This window comes from Pseudomonas marginalis (assembly GCF_900105325.1).
Taxonomy (GTDB): Bacteria; Pseudomonadota; Gammaproteobacteria; order Pseudomonadales; family Pseudomonadaceae; genus Aquipseudomonas; species Aquipseudomonas marginalis.
Window position 1 is genome coordinate 1,500,681 of record NZ_FNSU01000003.1, and the last position, 21,613, is coordinate 1,522,293.

A 21,613-nucleotide genomic window follows, 5' to 3' on the forward strand; every position below is an offset into this window, starting at 1 on the left:
CCTTGGCCCCTACTCATTCTTTGTCAAGCTTGCCAACCAGGGACAGGGTGAAATCCGCCCCCATGTATTTGAAGTGCGGTCGCACACTCAGGTTGACGCGGTACCAGCCAGGCTCGCCCTCGACATCACTGACAACGATACGTGCCGCCCGCAATGGCCGCCGCCCACGCACTTCGGCACTGGGGTTTTCCTGGTCTGCCACGTACTGGCGAATCCACTTGTTGAGCTCCAGCTCCAGGTCAGTACGCTCCTTCCACGAGCCCAGTTGCTCCCGTTGCAGAACCTTGAGGTAATGGGCCAGGCGGTTGACCACCATCATGTAGGGCAACTGAGTGCCCAGGCGGTAATTCAGCTCGGCCTCCTTGCCCTCGGCACTGATGCCGAAACGCTTGGGCTGTTGCACCGAGCTGGCGGAGAAAAACGCGGCATTGTCACTGCCCTTGCGCATCGTCAAGGCAATGAAACCCTCTTGCGCCAGTTCGTATTCGCGACGGTCGGATACCAGCACTTCAGTGGGAATCTTGGTTTCGATTTCGCCCATGCTGTGGAAGTGATGCAAGGGCAAGTCCTCCACTGTGCCGCCGCTTTGCGGACCGATAATGTTCGGGCACCAACGAAACCGCGCAAAACTGTCGGTCAATCGTGTGGCAAAGGCGTAGGCGGTATTACCCCAAAGGTAGTGCTCGTGGCTGTTCACCACGGTTTCCCGGTAGGCGAAGGTCTTGACCGGACATTCAAGGGGATCGTAAGGCGTGCGCAGCAGGAATCGCGGCACCGTCAGCCCGATATAACGGGCATCTTCGCTCTGGCGAAAGCTATGCCATTTGGCGAACTGCGGACCTTCGAAATGATCCCTGAGATCCTTCAAGTCAGGTAGATCGGTGAAGCTTTCCAAGCCGAAAAAAGTCGGCCCGGCGGCCGCGATAAACGGTGCATGGGCCATGCAGGCGACCTTGGAAGCGTATTGCATCAGCTTCACATCGGGGGCGCTGGGGGAAAGAAAGAAGTCAGCGATGATTGCGCCCACAGGTTGACCGCCGAACTGACCGTACTCCGCACTGTAGACGTGCTTATAGAGCCCGGACTGGATCACCTCGGGTGAGTCTTCGAAGTCATCCAACAGGTCTTGCCGAGAGACATTCAGCAGTTCGATCTTGATGTTTTCTCTAAAGTTGGTGCGCTCGACCAACAACTGCAGGCCTTTCCATGAGGATTCCAGGGCCTGGAAGCGCGGGTGGTGCAGAATCTCATCCATTTGCCGACCGAGCTTCTCGTCAATCTCCGCAATCATCCGGTCAACCAGGTGTTTCTTGACCGGTTCCCCGCTGTTCTGCGGCTTGATCAGCTCTTCGATAAATGCCGAGACGCCACGCCTGGCTATGCCGTAGGCCTCATCATCCGCACTCAACAGAGTCTGGGCGATGATGTTGTCGAGAATGCTGTGCTCGTCAGTGATGAGTACGGGTATCGAGGTGTGTTGAGTCGTCATGGCGCCAGTGTCCTTTTACTGAAAAATGTCAGGCGGTCCGGCCGCTCAGGCCCAGCTCCGCCAATACTCGGGCACGGGATTCGTCGTCGGCCAGGGCCTGTTCGATGGCTTTGCGAAAGCTCGGCGTATTTCCCAGTGGTCCCTTGAGCGCCATCAGCGCCTCACGCAGGGCCATCAGCTTGTGCAACTCGGGGATCTGCTCCACCAGGTTCGCCGGGTTGAAATCCCTCATCGAATTGATTCGTAACTGGATGGCCAGGTCTTCGACCTCGGCGCCGTCCTGGAGGCGATTGGGGACATTCAGCGTCAGGCTCAGCGCCTGTTTGGCCAACACCTCATCGAGGGTGTTCTGGTTGAGGGTGATGGGCTTGCGATCTTCAAGCTTGCGCAGGTCCTCACGCTGGGTGAAGTCCCCCAGCACGAGGAGTTTCAACGGAAGCTCGACTTCTTCCCGCGCACCGCCGATGGCGGGTTTGAAGGTGATATTGATGCGTTCCTTGGGTGCTACCGAACATTCTTTGGCCATGGTAAATCTCCTTTTCAAGCGGCTCGTAAGCCTATTCAAGTACCGCTTCCAGATCGAAGAGGCACAGCCTGCGGTGGGTGTCTTCCTTGCGCTCGCGCACGGCATGGTTTTGTGGCAGCAGGTCGCAGCAGCGGTGCAAGAGGCGTGTCACTTGAAACGCCAGCTCCGGCTCCCAGCGCTCCAGGCCCGAGCGCTGCAGCTCGAGGTCCAGTTGTTCGAGCTGGATCTTCGCCAGTTCATGTTTGCCAGCGTGTGCACACAAGCGCGCCAGGGCCAACCGCCAATAAAAGCGGGCGCGATCGCTGCGAGCGGCATGCAGACCTTGATTGAGCTCATGTACCGCGGCTTTGAGCCCATCCTTGCGCAGCCGCGGTAGCACATCCTGCAAGGCGATCTCCCAGGGCTCGGCATCGCCCCCCACGCGGGGCGCCTCAGGGGTTTGCAGGTGATGGGAAACATGCAATGCGATCCAGCCGCGAGTGGCGTCGTCGGCAAAAGGAGCGCCCCCTTGAAAGCGAAACGCCGGCAAGTCCGGCAATCGTTGCAACAGCAGGGCGAAACTCACTTCCAACTCGCTCACGGCCAGTTCCGCCTGCTGGGCTTCCAGGCATTGCCAGAGCATGTACAGCCCGTCGAACCAGAACATCGCACCTGAGAGGCCGGCCTCAAGTTCAGGCAGCAGCTCGGCGTGATGGCCTTGGGCAAAACGTTGCTGGTAGTACTTGAGTCTGTCGGGGGCAGGCCCGCACAACGCGGTGACTCGCTCACCGTTGGCATCCGGATAGCGGACGATGGACAGCCAGGCCAGCGTTCGACTCAGGTGCAAGGCCCGTAGGTCGGCGGCGTCCTGGCGTAACCACCAGGCACACAACGGACGAGCTTGTTCCTGCAAGGCAAACAGCAAGTCGTGCGCATCTTTTTCGTTGTTTACCGTCGGTTTGGCCGTTGAGGATGGCGTAGCAGCGGGTTGCACTTGCGCAACGGCGGCGTTCAACCCGGCGATAGGGGGATGGCCTTGCACAGCAAGCGCCAACCACTGCTCCAATTGTTTGCGAATCGGCAGCAACAGCGGCGCGTCGCCTCCCAAATGTGCAGTCCAGAGTTCATCAAGGCGCGTGAGGTGTTCAAGCATAGATTGGAACAAGGGTTGCGGGCCTTGAACCGAAAGGTCTTGGACAAGCAGTGTCTCAAGGCGCAGGACCAGCCAGCCGAACGCTGCGCTGCGGGTGCGCAGCTTTCCAGGGTATACCGCCGACCAATGGTGCTCACACAGATGGCGCAGCAACCCGAGGCCAGCCAGCAGTCCGGCAAAGGACTCGCGGTGGTAAAGCGCCCAGGTCAGCCAGACGGCCACGCGCAGATCCTTGGACTGCTCACGCAACAGGCATTCGCTGATTTCCAGGAGCTTTTGCCAGTCCGGCTGGCCGGCGCCATGCATGGACTGCAACTTTGCCAGTTCGGACTCCAGGGTTTCATATTCATTTGAATAGCGCATATCACTGCCGGCAAAGTTCGCTGGCAAACAGGGCTGCCGGGCAACCTCGAGGTAATAAGCGCAGAGTTTTTCTGAATGGACCATTTAGGAGCGCACTCGACTATCCAAGGCACGAGCGACAAACTAAGTGCATTTAACTTTCACACTAGATTGCCATCAACCTTCGCTTGAATCGCCGCGAAGTTCGTAAACCTTAGCCACGACAATAACATCCAGCAAGCAACAGACTCACACTTAAGACATTTCCTACACCACCCGTAAACCAAGGCATATGCAGGCTTTTGCGCAGCTACAGAGATATATTTCACCTAACCCCAGCGGAAAACCAACTACTGAGCGACGTTTCAACATGAGCAACTAAATGCGCACTTATGCGCAAACATTTCCCGCAAAACAGCCAAAAAAACCATAACACCCGTTTAAATCCAACGCCTATATCCACAGCATGCCAAGTCCGTATTGGTTCCCACACTTTCCGGCACGCTTCTTGTAATAGCCACATTCCCAACCGGTACGATTAACCGTTGGAACTACCTCATCAATCAGACAAGGAAACCCGTCATGCCAACACCCGCGTATCTTTCCGTCACTGGCTCCAAGCAAGGCTTGATTACGGCAGGCACATTTACCAAGGACTCGGTGGGCAATATTTACCAGGAAGGCCATGAAGACCAGATTCTGGTCCAGGCCTTCTCCCATCAGGTGATTGTTCCACGCGACCCGCAGTCCGGCCAGCCGACGGGCCAGAGGGTCCATAAGCCGCTGATGATCAGCAAGGTCTTCGATAAGTCATCGCCATTGCTGTTCAGCGCCTTGACCAGCGGTGAAGACGTCACCTGCCGACTCGAGTGGTTCCGTACGTCGCCAGCCGGCACCCAAGAGCACTACTTCACGATTGAACTGGAGAGGGCGAAGATCGTGGACATACAGTCACGCATGCCCCACTGCCAGGATCCGGACAATGCCCATTTCACTCACCTGGAGGACGTGCACTTCACCTATGGCAAGATCGTGTGGACCCACGAAGTGTCCGGCACATCCGGGTCCGATGACTGGCGCAGCCCGGTAGCGGGTTAGGTCGGACCTGAGCAGGAACAGGTGCCAGGGACGGCACCGTTTCTGCCAGGCAACTACACCATCGCCAAGGGATGCTTGCGCTTGGGTGCGCCGAACACCCGATCGATGGCATCCAGGTCGTGCTCATCGAGCACCATCTTGGCGGCGGCCGCATTGAGCCGTACATGCTCCGGGGTGACCGCCTTGGGGATGGCGATCACACCGTCCTGGCGCAGCACCCAGGCCAGGGCAACCTGGGCGGGCGTGACCTCGTGGCGGCGGGCGATCTGCTTGAGGGTCTGACTGGACAGCAACGCCCCACCCTGGGCAATCGGGCAGTACGCCATCAGCGGCAAATGGTGTTGTTGCCACCAGGGCAACAGGTCGAATTCGATCCCGCGTTCTTCGATGTTGTACAGCACCTGGTTAGTCGCGCAGGCCGGGGATGCGAGTTCCTGCAGGTCGGCCACATCGAAATTCGAGACGCCCCAGCGGCCGATCTTGCCAGCCTCACGCAGGCGCTCGAACGCTTCGACGGTTTCTTCAAGGGGGTACTGGCCACGCCAATGCAGCAGATACAGATCAATGTAGTCCGTGCCCAGGCGCCGGAGGCTGGCTTCACACGCACGGGGCACGCCCTTTTGGCTGGCGTTGTGCGGGTAGACCTTGCTCACCAGGAACACCTGGTCGCGCCTGCCGCTGATGGCTTCGCCGACGACTTCCTCGGCGCCCCCCTCGCCATACATCTCGGCGGTGTCGATGAGGGTCATGCCCTCGTCGATCCCCAGTTGCAATGCCGCGACTTCGGCGCGACGCCGGTCCGGGTCTTCGCCCATGCGCCAGGTGCCCTGGCCGATGACAGGGACGGGAACGCCCGCCAGATCAATGGTGCGCATGACAACCTCCTGATGAATTCGCGGATTAACAGTGTGGCATTGACCGGACAAAAGGGTTCAATCGAAGTATGGTTGCCCTTTGCCAAGTCGCCAGGAAGGACCTGCAATGCTGTTTGTCGTGATGCTCGGGGGCAAGCACCCACGAGCAAGAATTGAAGTGCACGATGTGGTGTTCGCCGTAGCAGACACCCTGGAAGATACCTACCCGCAACTGCGCGAGAGCTGGTTTGGCAGCCCAAAGGGCGTGCATATAGATTCGTGGATGGCGGTGGACGGCGTCGACGGCTGGAAAGTCGAACTCAGCCACCTGGCCCCCGCTGCCGACGCCCATCACCTGTACTTCATCAACCTTGGCGGTTATGAAGCCAACAGCTTTGGCGAAGCCCACCACTACCTGCTGGTGGTCGCCCGCAACAAACGGGAGGCGACCAGCAAGGGCAAGCAACAAATGCTGCGCCACTGGTCCCAGGCCCACACCGACGGCGTGATGGATATCGACGACTGCCTGCCCATCGACCTGGTGGACGGCCGCTACCTGCACCTGGTGCAAGGCGCCCATCGGCCGATCATTCAGCAGAATGACTATATCGTCTTGAATTGATGGGGGCTTATTCGACCTGACATCAGATGACTCCGGCAACGTCAGACGTAACACTGCTTTTGCTGTGGCTGTGGCTTTTGCTCTTGATCTCAGGCGCCCCGTCAAACACGCTGGCCGAACGCAGGCTTGAATCCGTGGGTAACCCGGCAGGACGCCGGGTTAGCCGTCCTGGGCCAGGGATGGCCCATGACGGCGGCCCACGGATTCAAGCCTGCGTTCGGGCACACCGAGCCTAGGCGAGGTGCCGAGTGTTGGGGCGAGGACCTTTTGCTTACTTTTGGGTCCCTCCAAAAGTGAGCCGCTGTAAGAGCGGAACCATAGGTGGCCGTTACCGCAGCAACGGATATGTACTCGGTCTGTTCCAACATCCTGGTCGGCTGTCAGGCCGCCATCGGGAGCAAGTCGAATCGTCGCACCGCCCCTCCCACATTTGATCTCCATACATCAGGTAGATACTAGTCTGCTCTGGATCTCACTCCATTACCGCAGCAACCGATATGCACTCGATCTGATCCAACATCCTGGTCGGCTTTCAGGCCGCCATCGGGAGCAAGTCGAATCGTCGCACCGCCCCTCCCACATGTGATCTCTATACATCAGGTAGATATCAGTCTGCTCTAGATCTCACGCCAATACCCAAGCTCAACGCCCCAACCTGAACCCCAGCGGAACTTTGCCAGGAAATAACCGCCTGAATCCGGTACGCTCACCGTTTTTACTCAAGGAGTTAATCCCCATGGCCAAAGCCACCGCCCGTCACATCCTCGTTGCCACCGAAGACAAGTGCAACGAACTCAAGGCCCAAATCGAAGGCGGCGCCGATTTCGCAGAAATCGCCAAAGCCAACTCCAGCTGCCCATCCAGCCGCCAGGGCGGTGACTTGGGTTCGTTCGGTCCAGGCCAGATGGTCAAGGAATTCGACACCGTCGTCTTCAGCGCCCCGGTCAACACCGTGCAAGGCCCGGTAAAAACCCAGTTCGGCTACCACCTGCTGGAAGTCACCAGCCGCCAGGACTGATCCCGTCCGCGCTGCTGCTTGAAACAACGGCCCGCCTCTTGGTGGGCCGTTGTGCATGTGACGACTGGCGACGCTGATGCCGTTAGCGTACAAATCCTTATTCTTCTCCACCCGGCGTTCAAGGCTGACAATGCGATTGGCTTTTTCCAGACTGTTCAGTACCTCCTTGGCCCTGCTGCTGGCCAGCAGCGCCGTGATCGCGGCGCCCCAACCGTCCATGACCGTGTACGGCGAACCGGCCAAGTATCCAGCCGGTTTCAGCCATTTCGACTACGCCAACCCCAACGCCCCCAAGGGCGGCAGCCTGCGGCGCTCGGCGCTGGAGATCGGGCGTTTCGACCATGTGCTGCCGTATATCGACAAAGGCATCGGCGTCTCCCAGGTCGACGGCTGGTTGTATGCGCCCCTGGCCCTGCGTTCCCTGGACGAGCCCTACACGGTGTATGGCCTGGTGGCCGAGAAGATGGAACGCGCGGAGGACGGCCTGTCCCTGCGTTTCTTCCTCAACCCCAAGGCGCGCTTTGCCGATGGCAAGCCGATCACCGCCGAAGACGTGCGCTACAGCTTCAACCTGCTGATGACCCAAGGCAGCCTGCGCTTTCGCACGCTGTTCGCCGACGTCAAGCACGTCGAAGTCGAAGGCCAGCGCCAGGTACGTTTTGATTTCTCCAGCAATGAAAACCGCACCCTGCCCCTGGATATCGCCACCCTGCCGGTGTTTCCCGAGCACTGGTGGAAAACTCGCGACTTCGCCAACGGCGGTGGCTACGAAGCCCCCCTGGGCAGCGGCCCGTACAAGGTCGGCAAGATCGACTCGGGCAGCACCATCACCTTTACCCGCGACCCCGACTGGTGGGGCAAGGACCTGCCCGTCAGCCGCGGCCTGTACAACTTCGATCACCTGAGCCTGGAGTACTTCGGTGACACCGAAGTGGCCCGCCAGGTACTGCGCGGTGGCGCCTACGACTTCAACCGTGAGTTTTCCGCCACCGGCTATTCCATCGGCTACAACGGCCCGGCCCTGGACGATGGCCGCCTGCAACGTGCGCACCTGGCCAAGGACATGCCGCAACCGGCCCAGGGTTATGTGTTCAACGTGCAAAAACCGATGTTCAAGGACCGTCGCGTGCGCCAGGCCCTGGCAATGCTGTGGGACTTCGAATGGGCCAACCGGCAGATGATGCGCAACCTGTACATCCGCCAGCAAAGCTACTTCTCCAATAGCCCGTTGGCCGCCACCCAACTGCCCACCCCGGAAGAACTGGCGATTCTCGAACCCTTGCGCGGGCAGATTCCCGACGAGGTATTCACCCAGGTGTTCAAGGCCCCGGTCACCGATGGCAGCGGCATGATCCGCGACAAACAGTTGCAAGCCCTGGCCCTGCTGGAAGAAGCCGGCTGGAAGCCAGACGGCGACAAACTGGTCAATGCCGAGGGCGAGCCGCTGGAGTTCACCTTCCTCAATGCCCAGAACGGCCTGGAACGCCTGTTGTTGCCGTACAAACGCAACCTCGCACAGATCGGCATTACCTTGAACATCCGCCGCATCGACTCTTCGCAATACGTGAACCGCCTGATGGCCCGCGACTACGACATGATCGTCACCGGCTTCCCGGTGACCACCTCGCCCGGCATGGAGCTGTACAACTACTTCGGCTCGACCGCCGCATTCGATCCGGGCGCCAACAACTACATGGTGCTCAAGGACCCGGCCGTCGACAGCCTGATCAAGGGCCTGGTCAAGGCCGACACCCAGGCGCAGATGCTCACCTATGCCCATGCCCTGGATCGGGTGCTGCAATGGAATTACCTGTGGATCCCCAATTACTACCCGCCCGGCACCTCCGCTGCGTGGTGGAACCGCTTCGGCCGTCCGGCCATCGAGGCCAGGAATGATGAAGCCCTGGAAACCTGGTGGGAAATCAGCCCTACCCCGCTGACCAATGAACAAATGAATGCCGAGTTGAAAAAACGCGCGGGAGCTCGCTGATGTTTGCCTATATCGTGCGGCGCCTGCTGCTGATCATCCCGACGCTGGTGATCATCATGCTGGTCAACTTCGTGATCGTCCAGGCCGCCCCCGGCGGGCCGGTGGAACAAGCCATCGCCCACTTGCAGGGCATCGGCGGCGGCGCGGTCGGCGGCTCATCCGGCGACGCTGTCAGCAGCGGCTCCCGTGCCAGCCGCGGGCTGGACCCGAAACTGATCAAGGACATCGAAAAACAATACGGCTTCGACAAGCCCGCGCCGGAACGCCTGTGGCTGATGCTCAATAGCTACGCCCAGCTGGATTTCGGCAACAGCTTCTTTCGCGGCGCCACCGTGATCGACCTGATCCTGGAAAAAATGCCGGTGACCATTTCCCTCGGCCTGTGGGCCACGCTGATCACTTACCTGGTGTCGATCCCCCTGGGCATTCGCAAGGCGGTGCGCCATGGCAGCAGCTTTGATGTGTGGAGCAGCACCGCCATTGTGATTGGCTACGCGATGCCGGCGTTTCTGTTCGCGATGTTCCTGATTGTGATGTTCGCCGGAGGCACGTCATTGAACTGGTTCCCGGTGCGCGGGCTGGTCTCGGAAAACTTCGCCGAACTGAGCACCGTGGGCAAGATCGCCGACTACTTCTGGCACCTGGTGCTGCCGGTCAGCGCGCTGGTAATCGGCGGTTTCGCCACCCTGACCATCCTGACCAAAAACTCGTTCCTCAATGAAATCACGCGCCAGTACGTAGTGACCGCCCGCGCCAAGGGCCTGAGCGAACGCCGGGTGCTGTACGGCCATGTGTTTCGCAACGCCATGCTGCTGGTGATCTCGGGGATTCCCCAGGCGTTCATCAGTGTGTTCTTTGCCGGTTCGCTGTTGATCGAGGTGATCTTTTCCCTCGATGGCCTCGGCCGCATGAGCTACGAAGCGGCCGTGTCCCGGGACTACCCGGTGGTGTTTGGCTCGCTGTTTATCTTCACCTTGTTTGGCCTGCTGATAAAACTGATCGGCGACCTCTGCTACACCCTGGTGGACCCGCGTATCGACTTCGCCGCGAGGAACGCCTGATGCTTAACCTGTCTCCCGTGGCCCGTCGGCGTTTCGAACGCTTCAAGAAAAACCGTCGCGGCTGGTGGTCGCTGTGGCTGTTTATCGGGCTGTTTATCCTGACCCTGGGCGGCGAGTTGATCGCCAACGACAAGCCTCTCGTGCTCAGCTACAAGAACGAGCTGTATTTCCCGGCATTCAAGCGCTACACCGAGCAGCAGTTCGGCGGGCAACTGCCGTTCCAGGCCGATTACCGCAGTGACTACGTGCAAAAGCTGATCAAGCAGGACGGCGGTTGGATGCTGTTCCCGCCAATCCCGTTCAGCGACGACACCCCCAACTACGAACTGACCCGCCCGGCCCCCAGCCCGCCCTCGACGGTGAACTGGCTGGGTACCGATGACCAGTCGCGGGATGTGCTGGCACGGGTGATCTTCGGCGCGCGGGTGTCAATCCTGTTTGCCCTGGCACTCACCGCGATCAGCGCCACCATCGGCATCGCCGCCGGGGCCTTGCAGGGCTATTACGGCGGCTGGGTGGATCTGCTCGGCCAACGCATCCTTGAAGTGTGGTCCGGGCTGCCGGTGCTGTACCTGCTGATCATCCTGTCGGGGTTTGTCGAGCCGAACTTCTGGTGGTTGCTGGGGATCATGGCGCTGTTTTCCTGGCTGGCCCTGGTGGATGTGGTGCGCGCCGAGTTCCTGCGCGGGCGCAACCTGGAGTACGTCAAGGCCGCACGGGCCCTGGGCCTGGGCGACGGCAAGATCATTCGCCGGCACATCCTGCCCAACGCCATGACCGCCACCTTGAGCTACCTGCCGTTTATCCTCACCGGGGCGATTTCCACCCTGAGCGCCCTGGATTTCCTCGGTTTCGGCATGCCTGCGGGCAGTGCGTCATTGGGCGAGCTGATTGCCCAGGGCAAGCAGAACCTGCAAGCGCCGTGGCTGGGCCTGACGGCGTTTTTCACCTTGGCGCTGATCCTGTCGCTGCTGGTCTTTATCGGCGAGGCATTACGTGATGCCTTCGACCCACGCTCATGAGTGACTGCGTATGAACCTGATCGAAATCCGCGACCTCAGCGTCGCCTTCAGCGGCCAGACCGTGGTACGCAACCTGAGCCTGGACGTACGCCCCGGCGAGTGCCTGGCGCTGGTGGGTGAGTCCGGCTCCGGCAAGTCGGTGACCGCCCATTCGATTCTGCAACTGCTGCCCGAAGCCGGTACTGAAACCCGCGGCTCCGTGAAGTATCGCGGCCAGGAACTGATCGGCGCCTCGGCGTCGACCTTGCAGAAACTGCGCGGCAACCGCATTGCGATGATCTTCCAGGAGCCGATGACCTCCCTCAACCCACTGCACAGCATCGAAAAACAGATCGGCGAAACCTTGCTGCTGCACAAGGGCCTCGGCGGCAAGGCGGCTCAGGCGCGCATCCTCGAGTTGCTGCAGTTGGTGGGTATCCAGAAACCACAGGAACGCCTCAAGGCCTATCCCCACCAACTCTCCGGGGGCCAACGCCAACGGGTGATGATCGCCATGGCCCTGGCCTGTGAGCCGGAACTGCTGATCGCCGACGAGCCCACCACCGCCCTCGACGTGACCGTGCAGCGCAAGATCCTGCTGCTGCTCAAGTCCCTGCAACACCGCCTGGGCATGTCGCTGCTGCTGATCAGCCATGACCTCAACCTGGTGCGCAGCATTGCCCAGCGGGTGTGCGTGATGCGTGCCGGCGAGATTGTCGAGCAGGCCGACTGCGAGGCGTTGTTCACGGCCCCCCAACACCCCTACAGCCGCCTGCTGCTGGACGCCGAGCCGTCCGGCGATGTGCTGTGCAGCGAGCCACGGGAGACCGTGCTGGACGTGCACGACCTGAGCGTGCAATTCCCCCTGGGCGGCGGCCTGTTCCGGCGCAAGACCTACCTGCGCGCGGTGGATGGCATCAGCCTCAGCGTGCAGCGCGGCAAGACCCTGGGGATTGTCGGCGAGTCCGGTTCGGGCAAGTCCACTCTCGGCCAGGCGATCCTGCGCCTGCTGGACTCCACCGGCAGCATCCGCTTCCAGGGCGAGTCTCTCGACCCGCTCAACCACAAGCAAATGCGCCCGTGGCGCAAACAGATGCAGGTGGTCTTCCAAGACCCCTACGGCAGCCTTAGCCCGCGCATGTCGGTGCAGCAGATCATCAGCGAAGGCCTGGAGGTGCATGCGCCGTGCAGCCTGGCCGACCGCGATGCGCAAGTGATCCAGGTGCTCAAGGACGTGGGCCTCGACCCCGCCAGCCGCCATCGCTTCCCCCATGAATTCTCCGGCGGCCAGCGCCAACGCATCGCCATCGCCCGCGCGCTGGTGCTCAAGCCGGCGCTGATGCTGCTGGATGAACCGACCTCGGCACTGGACCGTACGGTGCAGAAGCAGGTCGTAGCGTTGCTGCGTGAATTGCAGGAAAAGTACGGTCTGACCTACCTGTTTATCAGCCATGACCTCGCCGTGGTGCGCGCCATGGCCCATGACATGATCGTGATCAAGGACGGCAAGGTGGTGGAGCGCGGGCCGAGCCATGACGTTTTCGAAGCACCGCAGCACCCGTATACCAAAGAACTCCTGGCGGCGGCCGGCGGGCTGTCGTCATGAGTACCAGCCTGACGGACTACCAACAGGTTCGCGGCCTGGCGATCCAGTCGCTGTTCGAGATCATCGAGCAGTCCAGCGAAGGCACGGTGATTGTCGACCGCGACGCCAATATCGTCTGGATGAATGAGCGCTACGCCAAGCGCTTCGGCCTCAAGAGTGCCGATGAAGCCATCGGCCAGCCGTGCGAGCGGGTGATTTCCAACAGCCTGTTGCGCCAGGTGGTGCGCACCGACCGGCCGATTCTGCTGGACATCCAGGACACCCCCAAAGGCCCTTTGGTGGTGATGCGCCTGCCGATCCACAACGACGCCGGTGCAGTGATCGGTGCGATTGGCTTTGCCTTGTTCGATGAGCTGCGCAACCTGTCGCCGCTGATCGAACGCTACCTGAGCATGCAGCAGGAACTGGCCTCCACCCGCTCGTTGCTGCGCTCACGCCAGAGCAAGTACAACTTCGCGCACTTTATCGGCACCAGCGCCGCCAGCCTGGAAGTCAAACGCCGTGCACGACGCAGCGCAAGCGCCGAATCGCCGGTGCTGCTGCTGGGCGAGACTGGTACCGGCAAGGAATTGCTCGCCCAGGCGATCCACGGTGCCTCACCGCGTGCGCACAAGGCGTTTGTCAGCATCAACAGCGCGGCGATTCCCCATGACCTGCTGGAAGCCGAGTTCTTCGGCACCACGCCGGGCGCCTTTACCGGTGCCGATCGCAAGGGCCGTCCAGGCAAGTTCCAGATTGCCCAGGGCGGCACGCTGTTCCTCGATGAAATCGGCGATATGCCGCTGCCGCTGCAAAGCAAGCTGCTGCGGGTGTTGCAGGAAAAGGAATTCGAACCGGTGGGTTCCAACGAAATGCTGCACAGCGATGTACGGGTGATCGCGGCCACCTCCATGGACCTGGAAGCGGCGATCAAGCGCGGTGAGTTCCGTGCGGACCTGTATTACCGCCTGAACGTATTGCCGATCCAGGTGCCGCCGCTGCGTGAACGGCTGGAGGACATTCCGGCGCTGAGCGAAGCGATCCTCGAGGAACTGCGCAGCCAGCATGAACTGGACCGCGAGGCCCTGGCGCTGTTGGCGCAGCATGCGTGGCCGGGGAACATCCGCGAACTGCGCAACGTGCTGGAGCGCGCGGCGTTGCTGAGCGATGACCTGGTGCTGAACGCTAGGGACATTCGCGCGGCGATTGGCACGTTCAGCCCGGTGACGCGCGGCGCAGTGGACACGGTTGAGGGTGAGACGTTTGCGGCGGCGCGGGAGCGGCTTGATCGGCAGGTGATTGCGGCGGCACTCCAGGCGTGTGACGGGAATGTGGTGGAGGCGGCCAGGCGATTGGGGCTGGGGCGGTCGACGTTGTACAAGAAGATGGTGGCACTTGGAATCGCCTGATCTCCAAACAGAGACAAAATTCTCCATAGAAAGACACTCCCTGTGGGAGGGGGCTTGCTTCCGATAGCATCAGGCCAGTCAACACATTTACTGGCTGATGCACCGCTATCGGGGCAAGCCCCCTCCCACATTTTGTCTTCATTTGTCTCAAAATCGAGACAGCATTCAAAAACACTCGAAAGAATTTAAAAAATATCCATATATTTCAATAGTTTGAAAATATGGCACACATCTCGCTATAGCCCTCCCCACTGCTTCACCCACAACAATAACAATCCGATGGAGACACACCATGAGTGTGATCATTGCCCTGGCAGCGCTCGCGTTGCTGATGCTGGCTGCCTACCGTGGCTATAGCGTTATCCTGTTTGCCCCCATCGCCGCCCTCGGCGCCGTGCTACTCACCGACCCGTCCGCCGTCGCCCCTGCCTTTACCGGGGTGTTCATGGAGAAAATGGTCGGCTTTATCAAACTGTATTTCCCGGTATTCCTGCTCGGTGCGGTGTTCGGCAAGCTGATCGAGCTGTCGGGTTTCTCGCGCTCTATCGTGGCGGCGGCGATCCGTTTGCTCGGCACGCGCCAGGCGATGCTGGTGATCGTGCTGGTCTGCGCCCTGCTCACCTACGGCGGCGTGTCGCTGTTTGTGGTGGTGTTTGCGGTGTACCCGTTTGCGGCGGAGATGTTCCGCCAGAGCAATATCCCCAAGCGCCTGATCCCAGCGACCATCGCCCTCGGTGCGTTCTCGTTCACCATGGACGCCCTGCCCGGCACGCCGCAGATCCAGAACATCATCCCCAGCACCTTCTTCAACACCACCGCCTGGGCGGCGCCGTGGCTGGGGTTGATCGGCACGATTTTCGTGTTCTGCGCCGGCATGCTCTACCTGGCGCGCCAGCGCAACAAGGCCCAGCGCGCGGGTGAAGGCTACGGCACCGAGCTGCGCAACGAGCCTGAGACCGCCGAGAACATTGCCCTGCCCAACCCGTGGATCGCGCTGTCGCCGCTGATCCTGGTGGGCGTGATGAACCTGCTGTTCACCCACTGGATCCCACAGTGGTACGGCAAGACCCACAGCCTCAGCCTGCCGGGCATGAGCGCACCGGTGACCACTGAAATCGCCAAGCTCACCGCGATCTGGGCGGTGCAGGCGGCGTTGCTGGTGGGCATCATCATGGTGCTGGTATTCGGCTGGTCGGCGATCAAAAGTAAGCTCGCCGACGGCAGCAAAAGCGCGGTCAGCGGCGCATTGCTGGCGGCGATGAACACCGCTTCCGAATATGGCTTCGGCGCGGTGATCGCTTCGCTGCCGGGCTTCCTGGTGCTGGCGGACTGGCTCAAGGGCATCCCCAACCCGCTGGTCAACGAAGCGATTACCGTGACCCTGCTGGCCGGTATCACCGGCTCTGCGTCCGGCGGCATGAGCATCGCCCTGGCGGCCATGTCCGAGAGCTTTATTGCGGCGGCCCATGCGGCCAATATTCCTCTTGAAGTGCTGCACCGGGTCGCGGCCATGGCCAGCGGCGGCATGGACACCCTGCCCCACAACGGCGCGGTGATCACCCTGCTGGCTGTGACCGGCCTGACCCACCGCGAAGCCTACAAGGACATTTTCGGCATCACGATCATCAAGACCCTCGCGGTGTTCGTGGTGATCGGTACTTTCTACGCCACCGGCATTGTGTGAGGTTTTCATGACGAGATTGAACGGCAAGACCGCCCTGGTTACCGGCTCCACCAGCGGCATCGGCCTGGGTATCGCCCTGAGCCTGGCCAAGGCCGGAGCCAACCTGATCCTCAACGGCTTCGGCGACGCCAGCGCGGTGGTCGCCCAGGTGCAGGCGTTTGGCGGCAAGGTCGGCCATCACCCGGCGGACGTCAGCGACCCGGCGCAGATCGCCGACATGCTCGCCTACGCCGAGCGTGAGTTCGGCGGTGTCGACATCCTGGTCAACAACGCCGGCATCCAGCACGTGGCGGCGGTGGAGGACTTCCCGCTGGAGCGCTGGGACGCGATCATCGCGATCAACCTGTCCTCGGTGTTCCACAGCACACGCTTGAGCCTGCCGGGCATGAAGGCCAAGGGCTGGGGGCGTATCGTCAACATCGCCTCGGTGCACGGCCAGGTCGGCTCGGTGGGCAAGGCCGCGTATGTGGCGGCCAAGCACGGCGTGATCGGCTTGACCAAGGTGGTGGGCCTGGAGACCGCCACCAGCAACGTGACCTGCAACGCGATCTGCCCCGGCTGGGTGCTGACGCCGCTGGTGCAGAAGCAGATTGATGATCGCGTGGCCAATGGCGTCGATCCGCAGCAGGCGCAACATGATCTGCTGGCGGAGAAACAGCCGTCACTGGAGTTCGTGACGCCGTCGCAGCTGGGAGAGCTGGTGCTGTTCTTGTGCAGCGAGGCCGGGGCCCAGGTGCGGGGGGCGGCGTGGAACATTGATGGTGGCTGGCTGGCCCAATAAAACCAGACACTGGAGTTCTAAACTGTGGGGGGCACCCCCCCCCTCCCACAGTTGATCTATGTTGACGGGTAGATTTTTACAAGAACAAGAGACCGTGCTGATGTCCGAAATCCTCTGGCAACCTTCCCCCGAACGCATCCACACCACGCGAATGGACCAGTTCCGGCGCTTTATCAATGATCGCCACGGCGTGCAGCTCAGCGACTATCCGGCCCTGCACCAGTGGAGCATCGACCAGCGCCCGGACTTCTGGCAGGCGATCGTCACGTTCTTCGATGTGCAGTTTCGCAGCCCGCCCAGTGCAGTGCTGATCGAAGACGTCGAGATGCCCAGCGCCCAGTGGTTTCCCGGCGCGACCCTGAATTTTGCCGAACACCTGTTACGCCGCCGCGACGATCACCCGGCGGTGGTCGCGATCAGCGAAGACGGCCAGCGCGAACAACTGACCTACGCCGAACTGGCCGCCCACGTCGCCGGCCTGCAGGACAGCCTGCGGGCGGCCGGTGTCGGCCGCGGTGACCGGGTCGCCGCGTGCATGCCCAATACCTGGCAAACCCTGGTCGGCATGCTTGCCACCACCAGTCTCGGCGCGATCTGGTCATGCTCCTCGCCAGACTTCGGCACCCAAGGCGTCATCGACCGCTTCGGCCAGATCGAGCCCAAGGTGCTGATCACCTGCGCCGGGTACCGCTACGCCGGTAAAACCATCGACCAAAGCGCCAAGCTCAATGAAATCCTCGAACGCCTGCCGTCCCTGGAGCAATTGATCATCGTCCCGTATGCACGGCCCCAGGCCTGCGTCGAGGACTATCAGACCCAGGCCCGCGTCGCCCTCTGGAACGACTTCTACCAACCCGGCGGCGAGCCTGAATTCGTCGCGGTGCCGTTCGACCATCCGCTGTATATCCTCTATTCCAGCGGCACCACCGGCGTGCCCAAATGCATCATCCACGGCACCGGCGGCGTGCTGCTCACCCACCTCAAGGAACACGGCCTGCACGCGGACATATCCAGCGAGGACTGCCTGTTCTACTACACCACCTGCGGCTGGATGATGTGGAACTGGCTGGTCTCGGTGCTGGCCATCGGGGCCACGGCGGTGCTGTATGACGGCTCGCCGTTTCACCCCGGCCCGGAACGCTTGATCGACCTGATCGACGCGGAAAAGATCAGCGTGTTCGGCACCAGCCCCAAGTTCCTTGCCACCCTGGAAAAGGCCGGGCTGCAACCGCGCCTGAGCCACGACCTGGGCAGCCTCAAGGGCCTGATTTCGACCGGCTCGCCCTTGTCGCCCCAGAGCTACGACTACGTGTACCGCGAGATCAAGGCCGAGCTGTGCCTGTCATCGATGTCCGGTGGCACCGATATCGTCTCCTGCTTTGTGATCGGCAATCCGGTGCTGCCGGTGCGGCGCGGGGAAATGCAATGCAAGAGCCTGGCGATGGCCATCGAGGTGTGGGACGACCAGGGCCGGCCGTTGGTCGGGGGAAAAGGCGAGCTGGTGTGCACCCGGCACTTCCCGGCGATGCCCATCGGCTTGTGGAACGACCCGCACCAGAAGAAGCTGCGCGCCTCGTATTTCAGCCAGTTTCCCGGGGTGTGGGCCCAGGGCGACTACGCCGAGCAACGCCCCAACGGCAGCCTGCTGATTCACGGCCGCTCCGACGCAGTGCTCAACCCCGGCGGCGTGCGCATCGGCACCGCGGAGATTTATCGCCAGGTGGAAAAAGTCCCGCAGGTGCTGGAAAGCCTGGCCATCGGCCAACGCTGGCAGGACGATGTGCGGGTCGTGCTGTTTGTGCGCCTGGATGACGGGATCGAACTGGATGAGGACCTGGAGCAACAGATCCGCCAGGTGATCCGCGCCAACACCACGCCGCGCCATGTGCCGGCGAAGATCCTCGCCGTCAGCGATATCCCGCGCACCATCAGCGGCAAGATCGTCGAACTGGCGGTGCGTAACGTGGTGCACGGCGAGCCGGTGAAGAATACCGACGCACTGGCCAACCCGCAGGCCCTGGAGCAATTTCGCGACCGCCCCGAACTGGCGGAAAGATGAAAGGTTTCAGCCCTGCCGCACTCATTTGAAGACAAACCCTCAATGCATGCTATTTTTCGAGGGTAGTCACCCATCGGTGTCCCACGGGATAATGGGTGTTGTCATTTTTCAAAGCGTTACGCTCAGGGCTTTTTATGAAGGGAACAACCACCGGCAGCGAAGCCGCTGCATTGATTGCGCGGCTGGACTGGGCGCACAGCCCCCTCGGTGAGGCCAATGATTGGCCGCAAAGCCTGCGCACAGCCGTGGACATCGTCATCCACTCACCGATGCCGATGCTCCTGCTGTGGGGCAGCGAACTCACCCAACTCTACAACGACGGCTTCGCCTTGCTGGCGGGCAATAAACACCCGGAGGCCATGGGCCAGCCGGCGCACCAGACCTGGCCGGAACTCGAAAGCTTCACTGCGCCGATCTACGACGCCGTGCTGAGCGGCCAGGTGCGCACCTTCAGCGAGCAGCGTTTTGTCCTGCAACGTAACAATCGCGACACCGAAATCTGGCTGGACCTGACCTACAGCCCGATCCGCGATGAACGCGCCAATGTGGCCGGCATCCTGGTCACGGCCATCGAAACCAACGAACGGCGCAAGGCCCAGCACAACACCGAACAACGCCTGCAACTGGCCCTGGCCGCCACCGATGCGGTGGGCACCTGGGACTGGGACATTGGCGAAGACCGCTTTATCGCCGATGCGCACTTCGCCTACCTGCACGGGGTTGATCCAAGCGACGCCAGCCGGTTGCCGATCAGCGACTACCTGCAAGGCGTACATCCCGAAGATCGCGGCATGGTGGCGCGCAGCATCAAGCACTGCATCACCTACGGCACTGAATACGCCGAGGAATATCGCCTGCAACAAGCCGACGGCCAGGTGCGCTGGGTGTTCGCCCGGGGGCGTTGCTACAAGGATCATCAAGGCCGCCCCGCGCGCTTTCTCGGCGCAGCACTGGACCTCACCGAGCGCAAAAACACCGAGCAGGCCCTGCGCCAGAGCCAGACCGAACTGCAGTTGATCATCAACGCCATGCCGGTGCTGATCGGCTACGTCGACCACGAGCAGCGCTTTCGCCTGAACAACAGTGCCTACCTCGACTGGTACGGCATGACGCCCCAGGAGCTGTACGGCAAGACCATCCGCGAGGTGCTCGGCGACGATGTGTACGCCGGGCGCGAGGACAAGATCACCGCTGCGCTCAGGGGCAAGGCCTGCAGTTTCATGACCGTCACCCCCCATCGCGATGGCCGCCCGCGCCATGCGTTGATGAAATACCTGCCGCGCTTCAGCAATGACGGCTCGGTGAACGGTTTCTACATCTTTGTCATCGATGAAACCGAACGCAAACTCACCGAAGAAGCCCTGCGCCACCTCAACGAGAACCTCGAGGAGCGCGTGGCCCAGCGCACCCAGGCGCTGGCCGAAGCCAACGAACGCCTGCAAAACGAGATGTTCGAGCGCGAGCGCGCCGAAGATGCCCTGCGCCATGCGCAGAAGATGGAAGCGGTGGGCCAGCTCACCGGCGGTATCGCCCACGACTTCAATAATATGCTCACCGGCATCATCGGCAGCCTGGACCTGATGCAGCGCTACATCGCCGCCGGGCGCAGCGACGAGATCGGCCGCTTTACCGACGCCGCCGTGTCCTCGGCCCATCGCGCGGCCGCCCTCACCCACCGTCTGCTGGCGTTTTCGCGGCGCCAGTCGCTGGACCTTCGCCCGCTGGATCCGAACCAGTTGGTAGCGTCCCTGGAGGAGCTGTTCCAGCGTACCAAGGGCGCGCATATCACGCTCAAGGTGCAACTGGGCCGCGACATCTGGCCGGTCAACACCGACGCCAGCCAACTGGAAAACGCCCTGCTCAACCTGGTGATCAACGCACGCGACGCCATGCCCGATGGCGGCGAACTGCTGATCGAAACCGCTAACAGCTACCTGGACGGCACCGATATCACCACCCTCGAACCGGTCAGGGCCGGCGACTACGTGATGCTCGGCGTGTGTGACAACGGCAGCGGCATGGCACCGAAGATTCTCGCCAAGGCGTTCGACCCGTTCTTCACCACCAAACCCATCGGCCAGGGCACCGGCCTGGGGCTGTCGATGATCTATGGGTTTGCCCAGCAGTCCGGTGGCCACGTGACCATCCAGAGCGAACCGGGCCAGGGTACCTGCGTGCGCCTGTACCTGCCGCGCCTGCACGGCACCTCTCTGGAAAGCAGCCAGCCCGCCCATCTGGGCGAAGTCCCGCTGGCCCTTGCCGGCGAAGCGGTGGTGGTGGTCGAGGATGACCCGGCGGTGCGCATGCTGGTGGTCAATGTGCTCGACGAGCTGGGTTATACCGCACACCAGGCGGGGGATGCGCGTGCAGCGCTGCCGTTGCTGGAGTCGGACTTGCGCGTGGACCTGCTGGTGACAGACGTCGGCCTGCCCGGCATGAACGGCCGCCAACTGGCGGAGATCGCTCGCCAGCATCGGCCGGGGCTCAAGGTGCTGTTCATGACCGGCTACGCGGAGAAAGCCGCCGAACGCCAGGGCTTCCTGGAGGACGGCATGGACATGGTCGCCAAGCCGTTTTCCATCGACCTGCTGGCGACCAAAATCCGCAGCATGATCAGCGTCGATGATTCAGTTCAGGCATAATCGCGCGCCGTCGCACACCTGGTAGAGACCGATGAAAGCCCAAGCCCGCCATATCCTGGTGAAAACCAGCGAAGAAGCCGAACAACTCAAGCAGCGCATTGCCAAGGGCGAAGCCTTTGATGTGCTGGCCAAGAAGTACTCCACGTGCCCGTCCGGCAAGCGCGGCGGCGACTTGGGTGAAGTGCGGCCGGGGCAGATGGTCGGGGTGATCGATGCGGTGATCTTCAAGAAACCGGTGAAGGTGGTGCACGGGCCGATCAAGAGCAAGTTCGGGTATCACCTGGTGCAGGTGTTTTACCGGGATTGAGGCTTTGGCTTAA

At 61.6% G+C, this 21,613-nt stretch carries 17 protein-coding genes; 13 read left to right on the plus strand and 4 right to left on the minus strand.

The window, feature by feature from the left end:
• Positions 1-13: 13 nt before the first annotated feature.
• From tssC to tssA, 3 genes are read right to left on the minus strand one after another with little or no spacing between them, the layout of a single operon-like run.
• Complete coding sequence (gene tssC / locus BLW22_RS15840) at positions 14-1,489, minus strand: type VI secretion system contractile sheath large subunit (protein ID WP_074847001.1); 1,476 nt, start codon at positions 1,487-1,489, stop codon at positions 14-16.
• Positions 1,490-1,517: 28 nt separating this feature from the next.
• Positions 1,518-2,015, minus strand: a complete 498-nt coding sequence (tssB, locus tag BLW22_RS15845) for a type VI secretion system contractile sheath small subunit (protein WP_065927150.1) — start codon at positions 2,013-2,015, stop codon at positions 1,518-1,520.
• Between the two features lie 31 nt (positions 2,016-2,046).
• Positions 2,047-3,594, minus strand: a complete 1,548-nt coding sequence (gene tssA / locus BLW22_RS15850) for a type VI secretion system protein TssA (RefSeq protein ID WP_074847002.1) — start codon at positions 3,592-3,594, stop codon at positions 2,047-2,049.
• A gap of 477 nt (positions 3,595-4,071) precedes the next feature.
• Between tssA and BLW22_RS15855 the strand changes: the two genes are divergently transcribed.
• Positions 4,072-4,587: an Hcp family type VI secretion system effector gene (locus BLW22_RS15855; RefSeq protein WP_065927152.1), complete on the plus strand. Its 516-nt coding sequence runs from the start codon at positions 4,072-4,074 to the stop codon at positions 4,585-4,587.
• A 53-nt stretch (positions 4,588-4,640) separates the two neighbouring features.
• Here the strand turns inward: BLW22_RS15855 and BLW22_RS15860 are convergent, their stop codons facing one another.
• A complete protein-coding gene (locus tag BLW22_RS15860; RefSeq protein ID WP_065927153.1) occupies positions 4,641-5,462 on the minus strand; it encodes an aldo/keto reductase in 822 nt (273 codons plus the stop codon).
• 106 nt (positions 5,463-5,568) lie between these two features.
• On the opposite strand from BLW22_RS15860, the gene BLW22_RS15865 reads away from it, so the two are divergent.
• The 12 genes from BLW22_RS15865 to BLW22_RS15925 all read left to right on the plus strand — a co-directional run bounded on the left by BLW22_RS15865 (position 5,569) and on the right by BLW22_RS15925 (position 21,600).
• A complete protein-coding gene (locus BLW22_RS15865) occupies positions 5,569-6,063 on the plus strand; it encodes a DUF1543 domain-containing protein (RefSeq protein WP_074847003.1) in 495 nt (164 codons plus the stop codon).
• A gap of 736 nt (positions 6,064-6,799) precedes the next feature.
• Positions 6,800-7,081, plus strand: coding sequence for a peptidylprolyl isomerase (locus tag BLW22_RS15875; protein WP_044274278.1), 282 nt, complete (start codon positions 6,800-6,802; stop codon positions 7,079-7,081).
• Positions 7,082-7,211: 130 nt separating this feature from the next.
• The gene (locus BLW22_RS15880; RefSeq protein WP_065927155.1) at positions 7,212-9,071 is read left to right on the plus strand and encodes an extracellular solute-binding protein; all 1,860 of its coding nucleotides are present in this window, start codon (positions 7,212-7,214) and stop codon (positions 9,069-9,071) included.
• On the plus strand, positions 9,071-10,132 hold the full coding sequence (locus tag BLW22_RS15885) for a microcin C ABC transporter permease YejB (protein WP_074847004.1): 1,062 nt from the start codon (positions 9,071-9,073) through the stop codon (positions 10,130-10,132). Before BLW22_RS15880 ends, BLW22_RS15885 begins: the two co-directional genes overlap by 1 nt.
• On the plus strand, positions 10,132-11,154 hold the full coding sequence (locus BLW22_RS15890) for an ABC transporter permease (RefSeq protein WP_065927157.1): 1,023 nt from the start codon (positions 10,132-10,134) through the stop codon (positions 11,152-11,154). The genes BLW22_RS15885 and BLW22_RS15890 overlap by 1 nt, the downstream gene beginning before the upstream one ends.
• A 10-nt stretch (positions 11,155-11,164) precedes the next feature.
• On the plus strand, positions 11,165-12,739 hold the full coding sequence (locus tag BLW22_RS15895; protein WP_065948198.1) for an ABC transporter ATP-binding protein: 1,575 nt from the start codon (positions 11,165-11,167) through the stop codon (positions 12,737-12,739).
• Positions 12,736-14,127 carry a sigma-54 interaction domain-containing protein gene (locus tag BLW22_RS15900; protein WP_074847005.1) on the plus strand — a complete coding sequence of 464 codons (1,392 nt, stop codon included), beginning with the start codon at positions 12,736-12,738 and terminating at the stop codon, positions 14,125-14,127. Before BLW22_RS15895 ends, BLW22_RS15900 begins: the two co-directional genes overlap by 4 nt.
• Positions 14,128-14,419: 292 nt before the next feature.
• A complete protein-coding gene (locus BLW22_RS15905) occupies positions 14,420-15,811 on the plus strand; it encodes a GntP family permease (RefSeq protein ID WP_065927160.1) in 1,392 nt (463 codons plus the stop codon).
• Positions 15,812-15,818: 7 nt separating this feature from the next.
• A complete protein-coding gene (locus BLW22_RS15910; protein ID WP_065927161.1) occupies positions 15,819-16,592 on the plus strand; it encodes a 3-hydroxybutyrate dehydrogenase in 774 nt (257 codons plus the stop codon).
• 100 nt (positions 16,593-16,692) lie between these two features.
• Positions 16,693-18,651 (plus strand): acetoacetate--CoA ligase, encoded by a 1,959-nt coding sequence (locus BLW22_RS15915; RefSeq protein ID WP_074847006.1) that lies wholly within the window; start codon positions 16,693-16,695, stop codon positions 18,649-18,651.
• Between the two features lie 134 nt (positions 18,652-18,785).
• The gene (locus BLW22_RS15920; RefSeq protein ID WP_074847007.1) at positions 18,786-21,293 is read left to right on the plus strand and encodes a PAS domain-containing hybrid sensor histidine kinase/response regulator; all 2,508 of its coding nucleotides are present in this window, start codon (positions 18,786-18,788) and stop codon (positions 21,291-21,293) included.
• Between the two features lie 31 nt (positions 21,294-21,324).
• Positions 21,325-21,600, plus strand: a complete 276-nt coding sequence (locus tag BLW22_RS15925; RefSeq protein WP_010564624.1) for a peptidylprolyl isomerase — start codon at positions 21,325-21,327, stop codon at positions 21,598-21,600.
• The last annotated feature ends 13 nt before the right edge of the window (positions 21,601-21,613 follow it).

What these genes read in the sequence shown, in the direction of transcription:
- BLW22_RS15910 (WP_065927161.1), top strand. Translation starts at nt 15,819, where the DNA reads ATGACGAGATTGAACGGCAAGACCGCCCTGGTTACCGGCTCCACCAGC.
- BLW22_RS15915 (WP_074847006.1), top strand. Translation starts at nt 16,693, where the DNA reads ATGTCCGAAATCCTCTGGCAACCTTCCCCCGAACGCATCCACACCACG.
- BLW22_RS15860 (WP_065927153.1), bottom strand. Translation starts at nt 5,462, where the DNA reads ATGCGCACCATTGATCTGGCGGGCGTTCCCGTCCCTGTCATCGGCCAG.
- BLW22_RS15905 (WP_065927160.1), top strand. Translation starts at nt 14,420, where the DNA reads ATGAGTGTGATCATTGCCCTGGCAGCGCTCGCGTTGCTGATGCTGGCT.
- BLW22_RS15875 (WP_044274278.1), top strand. Translation starts at nt 6,800, where the DNA reads ATGGCCAAAGCCACCGCCCGTCACATCCTCGTTGCCACCGAAGACAAG.
- BLW22_RS15925 (WP_010564624.1), top strand. Translation starts at nt 21,325, where the DNA reads ATGAAAGCCCAAGCCCGCCATATCCTGGTGAAAACCAGCGAAGAAGCC.
- BLW22_RS15920 (WP_074847007.1), top strand. Translation starts at nt 18,786, where the DNA reads ATGAAGGGAACAACCACCGGCAGCGAAGCCGCTGCATTGATTGCGCGG.
- BLW22_RS15855 (WP_065927152.1), top strand. Translation starts at nt 4,072, where the DNA reads ATGCCAACACCCGCGTATCTTTCCGTCACTGGCTCCAAGCAAGGCTTG.
- tssC (WP_074847001.1), bottom strand. Translation starts at nt 1,489, where the DNA reads ATGACGACTCAACACACCTCGATACCCGTACTCATCACTGACGAGCAC.
- BLW22_RS15885 (WP_074847004.1), top strand. Translation starts at nt 9,071, where the DNA reads ATGTTTGCCTATATCGTGCGGCGCCTGCTGCTGATCATCCCGACGCTG.
- tssB (WP_065927150.1), bottom strand. Translation starts at nt 2,015, where the DNA reads ATGGCCAAAGAATGTTCGGTAGCACCCAAGGAACGCATCAATATCACC.
- BLW22_RS15880 (WP_065927155.1), top strand. Translation starts at nt 7,212, where the DNA reads ATGCGATTGGCTTTTTCCAGACTGTTCAGTACCTCCTTGGCCCTGCTG.
- tssA (WP_074847002.1), bottom strand. Translation starts at nt 3,594, where the DNA reads ATGGTCCATTCAGAAAAACTCTGCGCTTATTACCTCGAGGTTGCCCGG.
- BLW22_RS15890 (WP_065927157.1), top strand. Translation starts at nt 10,132, where the DNA reads ATGCTTAACCTGTCTCCCGTGGCCCGTCGGCGTTTCGAACGCTTCAAG.
- BLW22_RS15900 (WP_074847005.1), top strand. Translation starts at nt 12,736, where the DNA reads ATGAGTACCAGCCTGACGGACTACCAACAGGTTCGCGGCCTGGCGATC.
- BLW22_RS15895 (WP_065948198.1), top strand. Translation starts at nt 11,165, where the DNA reads ATGAACCTGATCGAAATCCGCGACCTCAGCGTCGCCTTCAGCGGCCAG.
- BLW22_RS15865 (WP_074847003.1), top strand. Translation starts at nt 5,569, where the DNA reads ATGCTGTTTGTCGTGATGCTCGGGGGCAAGCACCCACGAGCAAGAATT.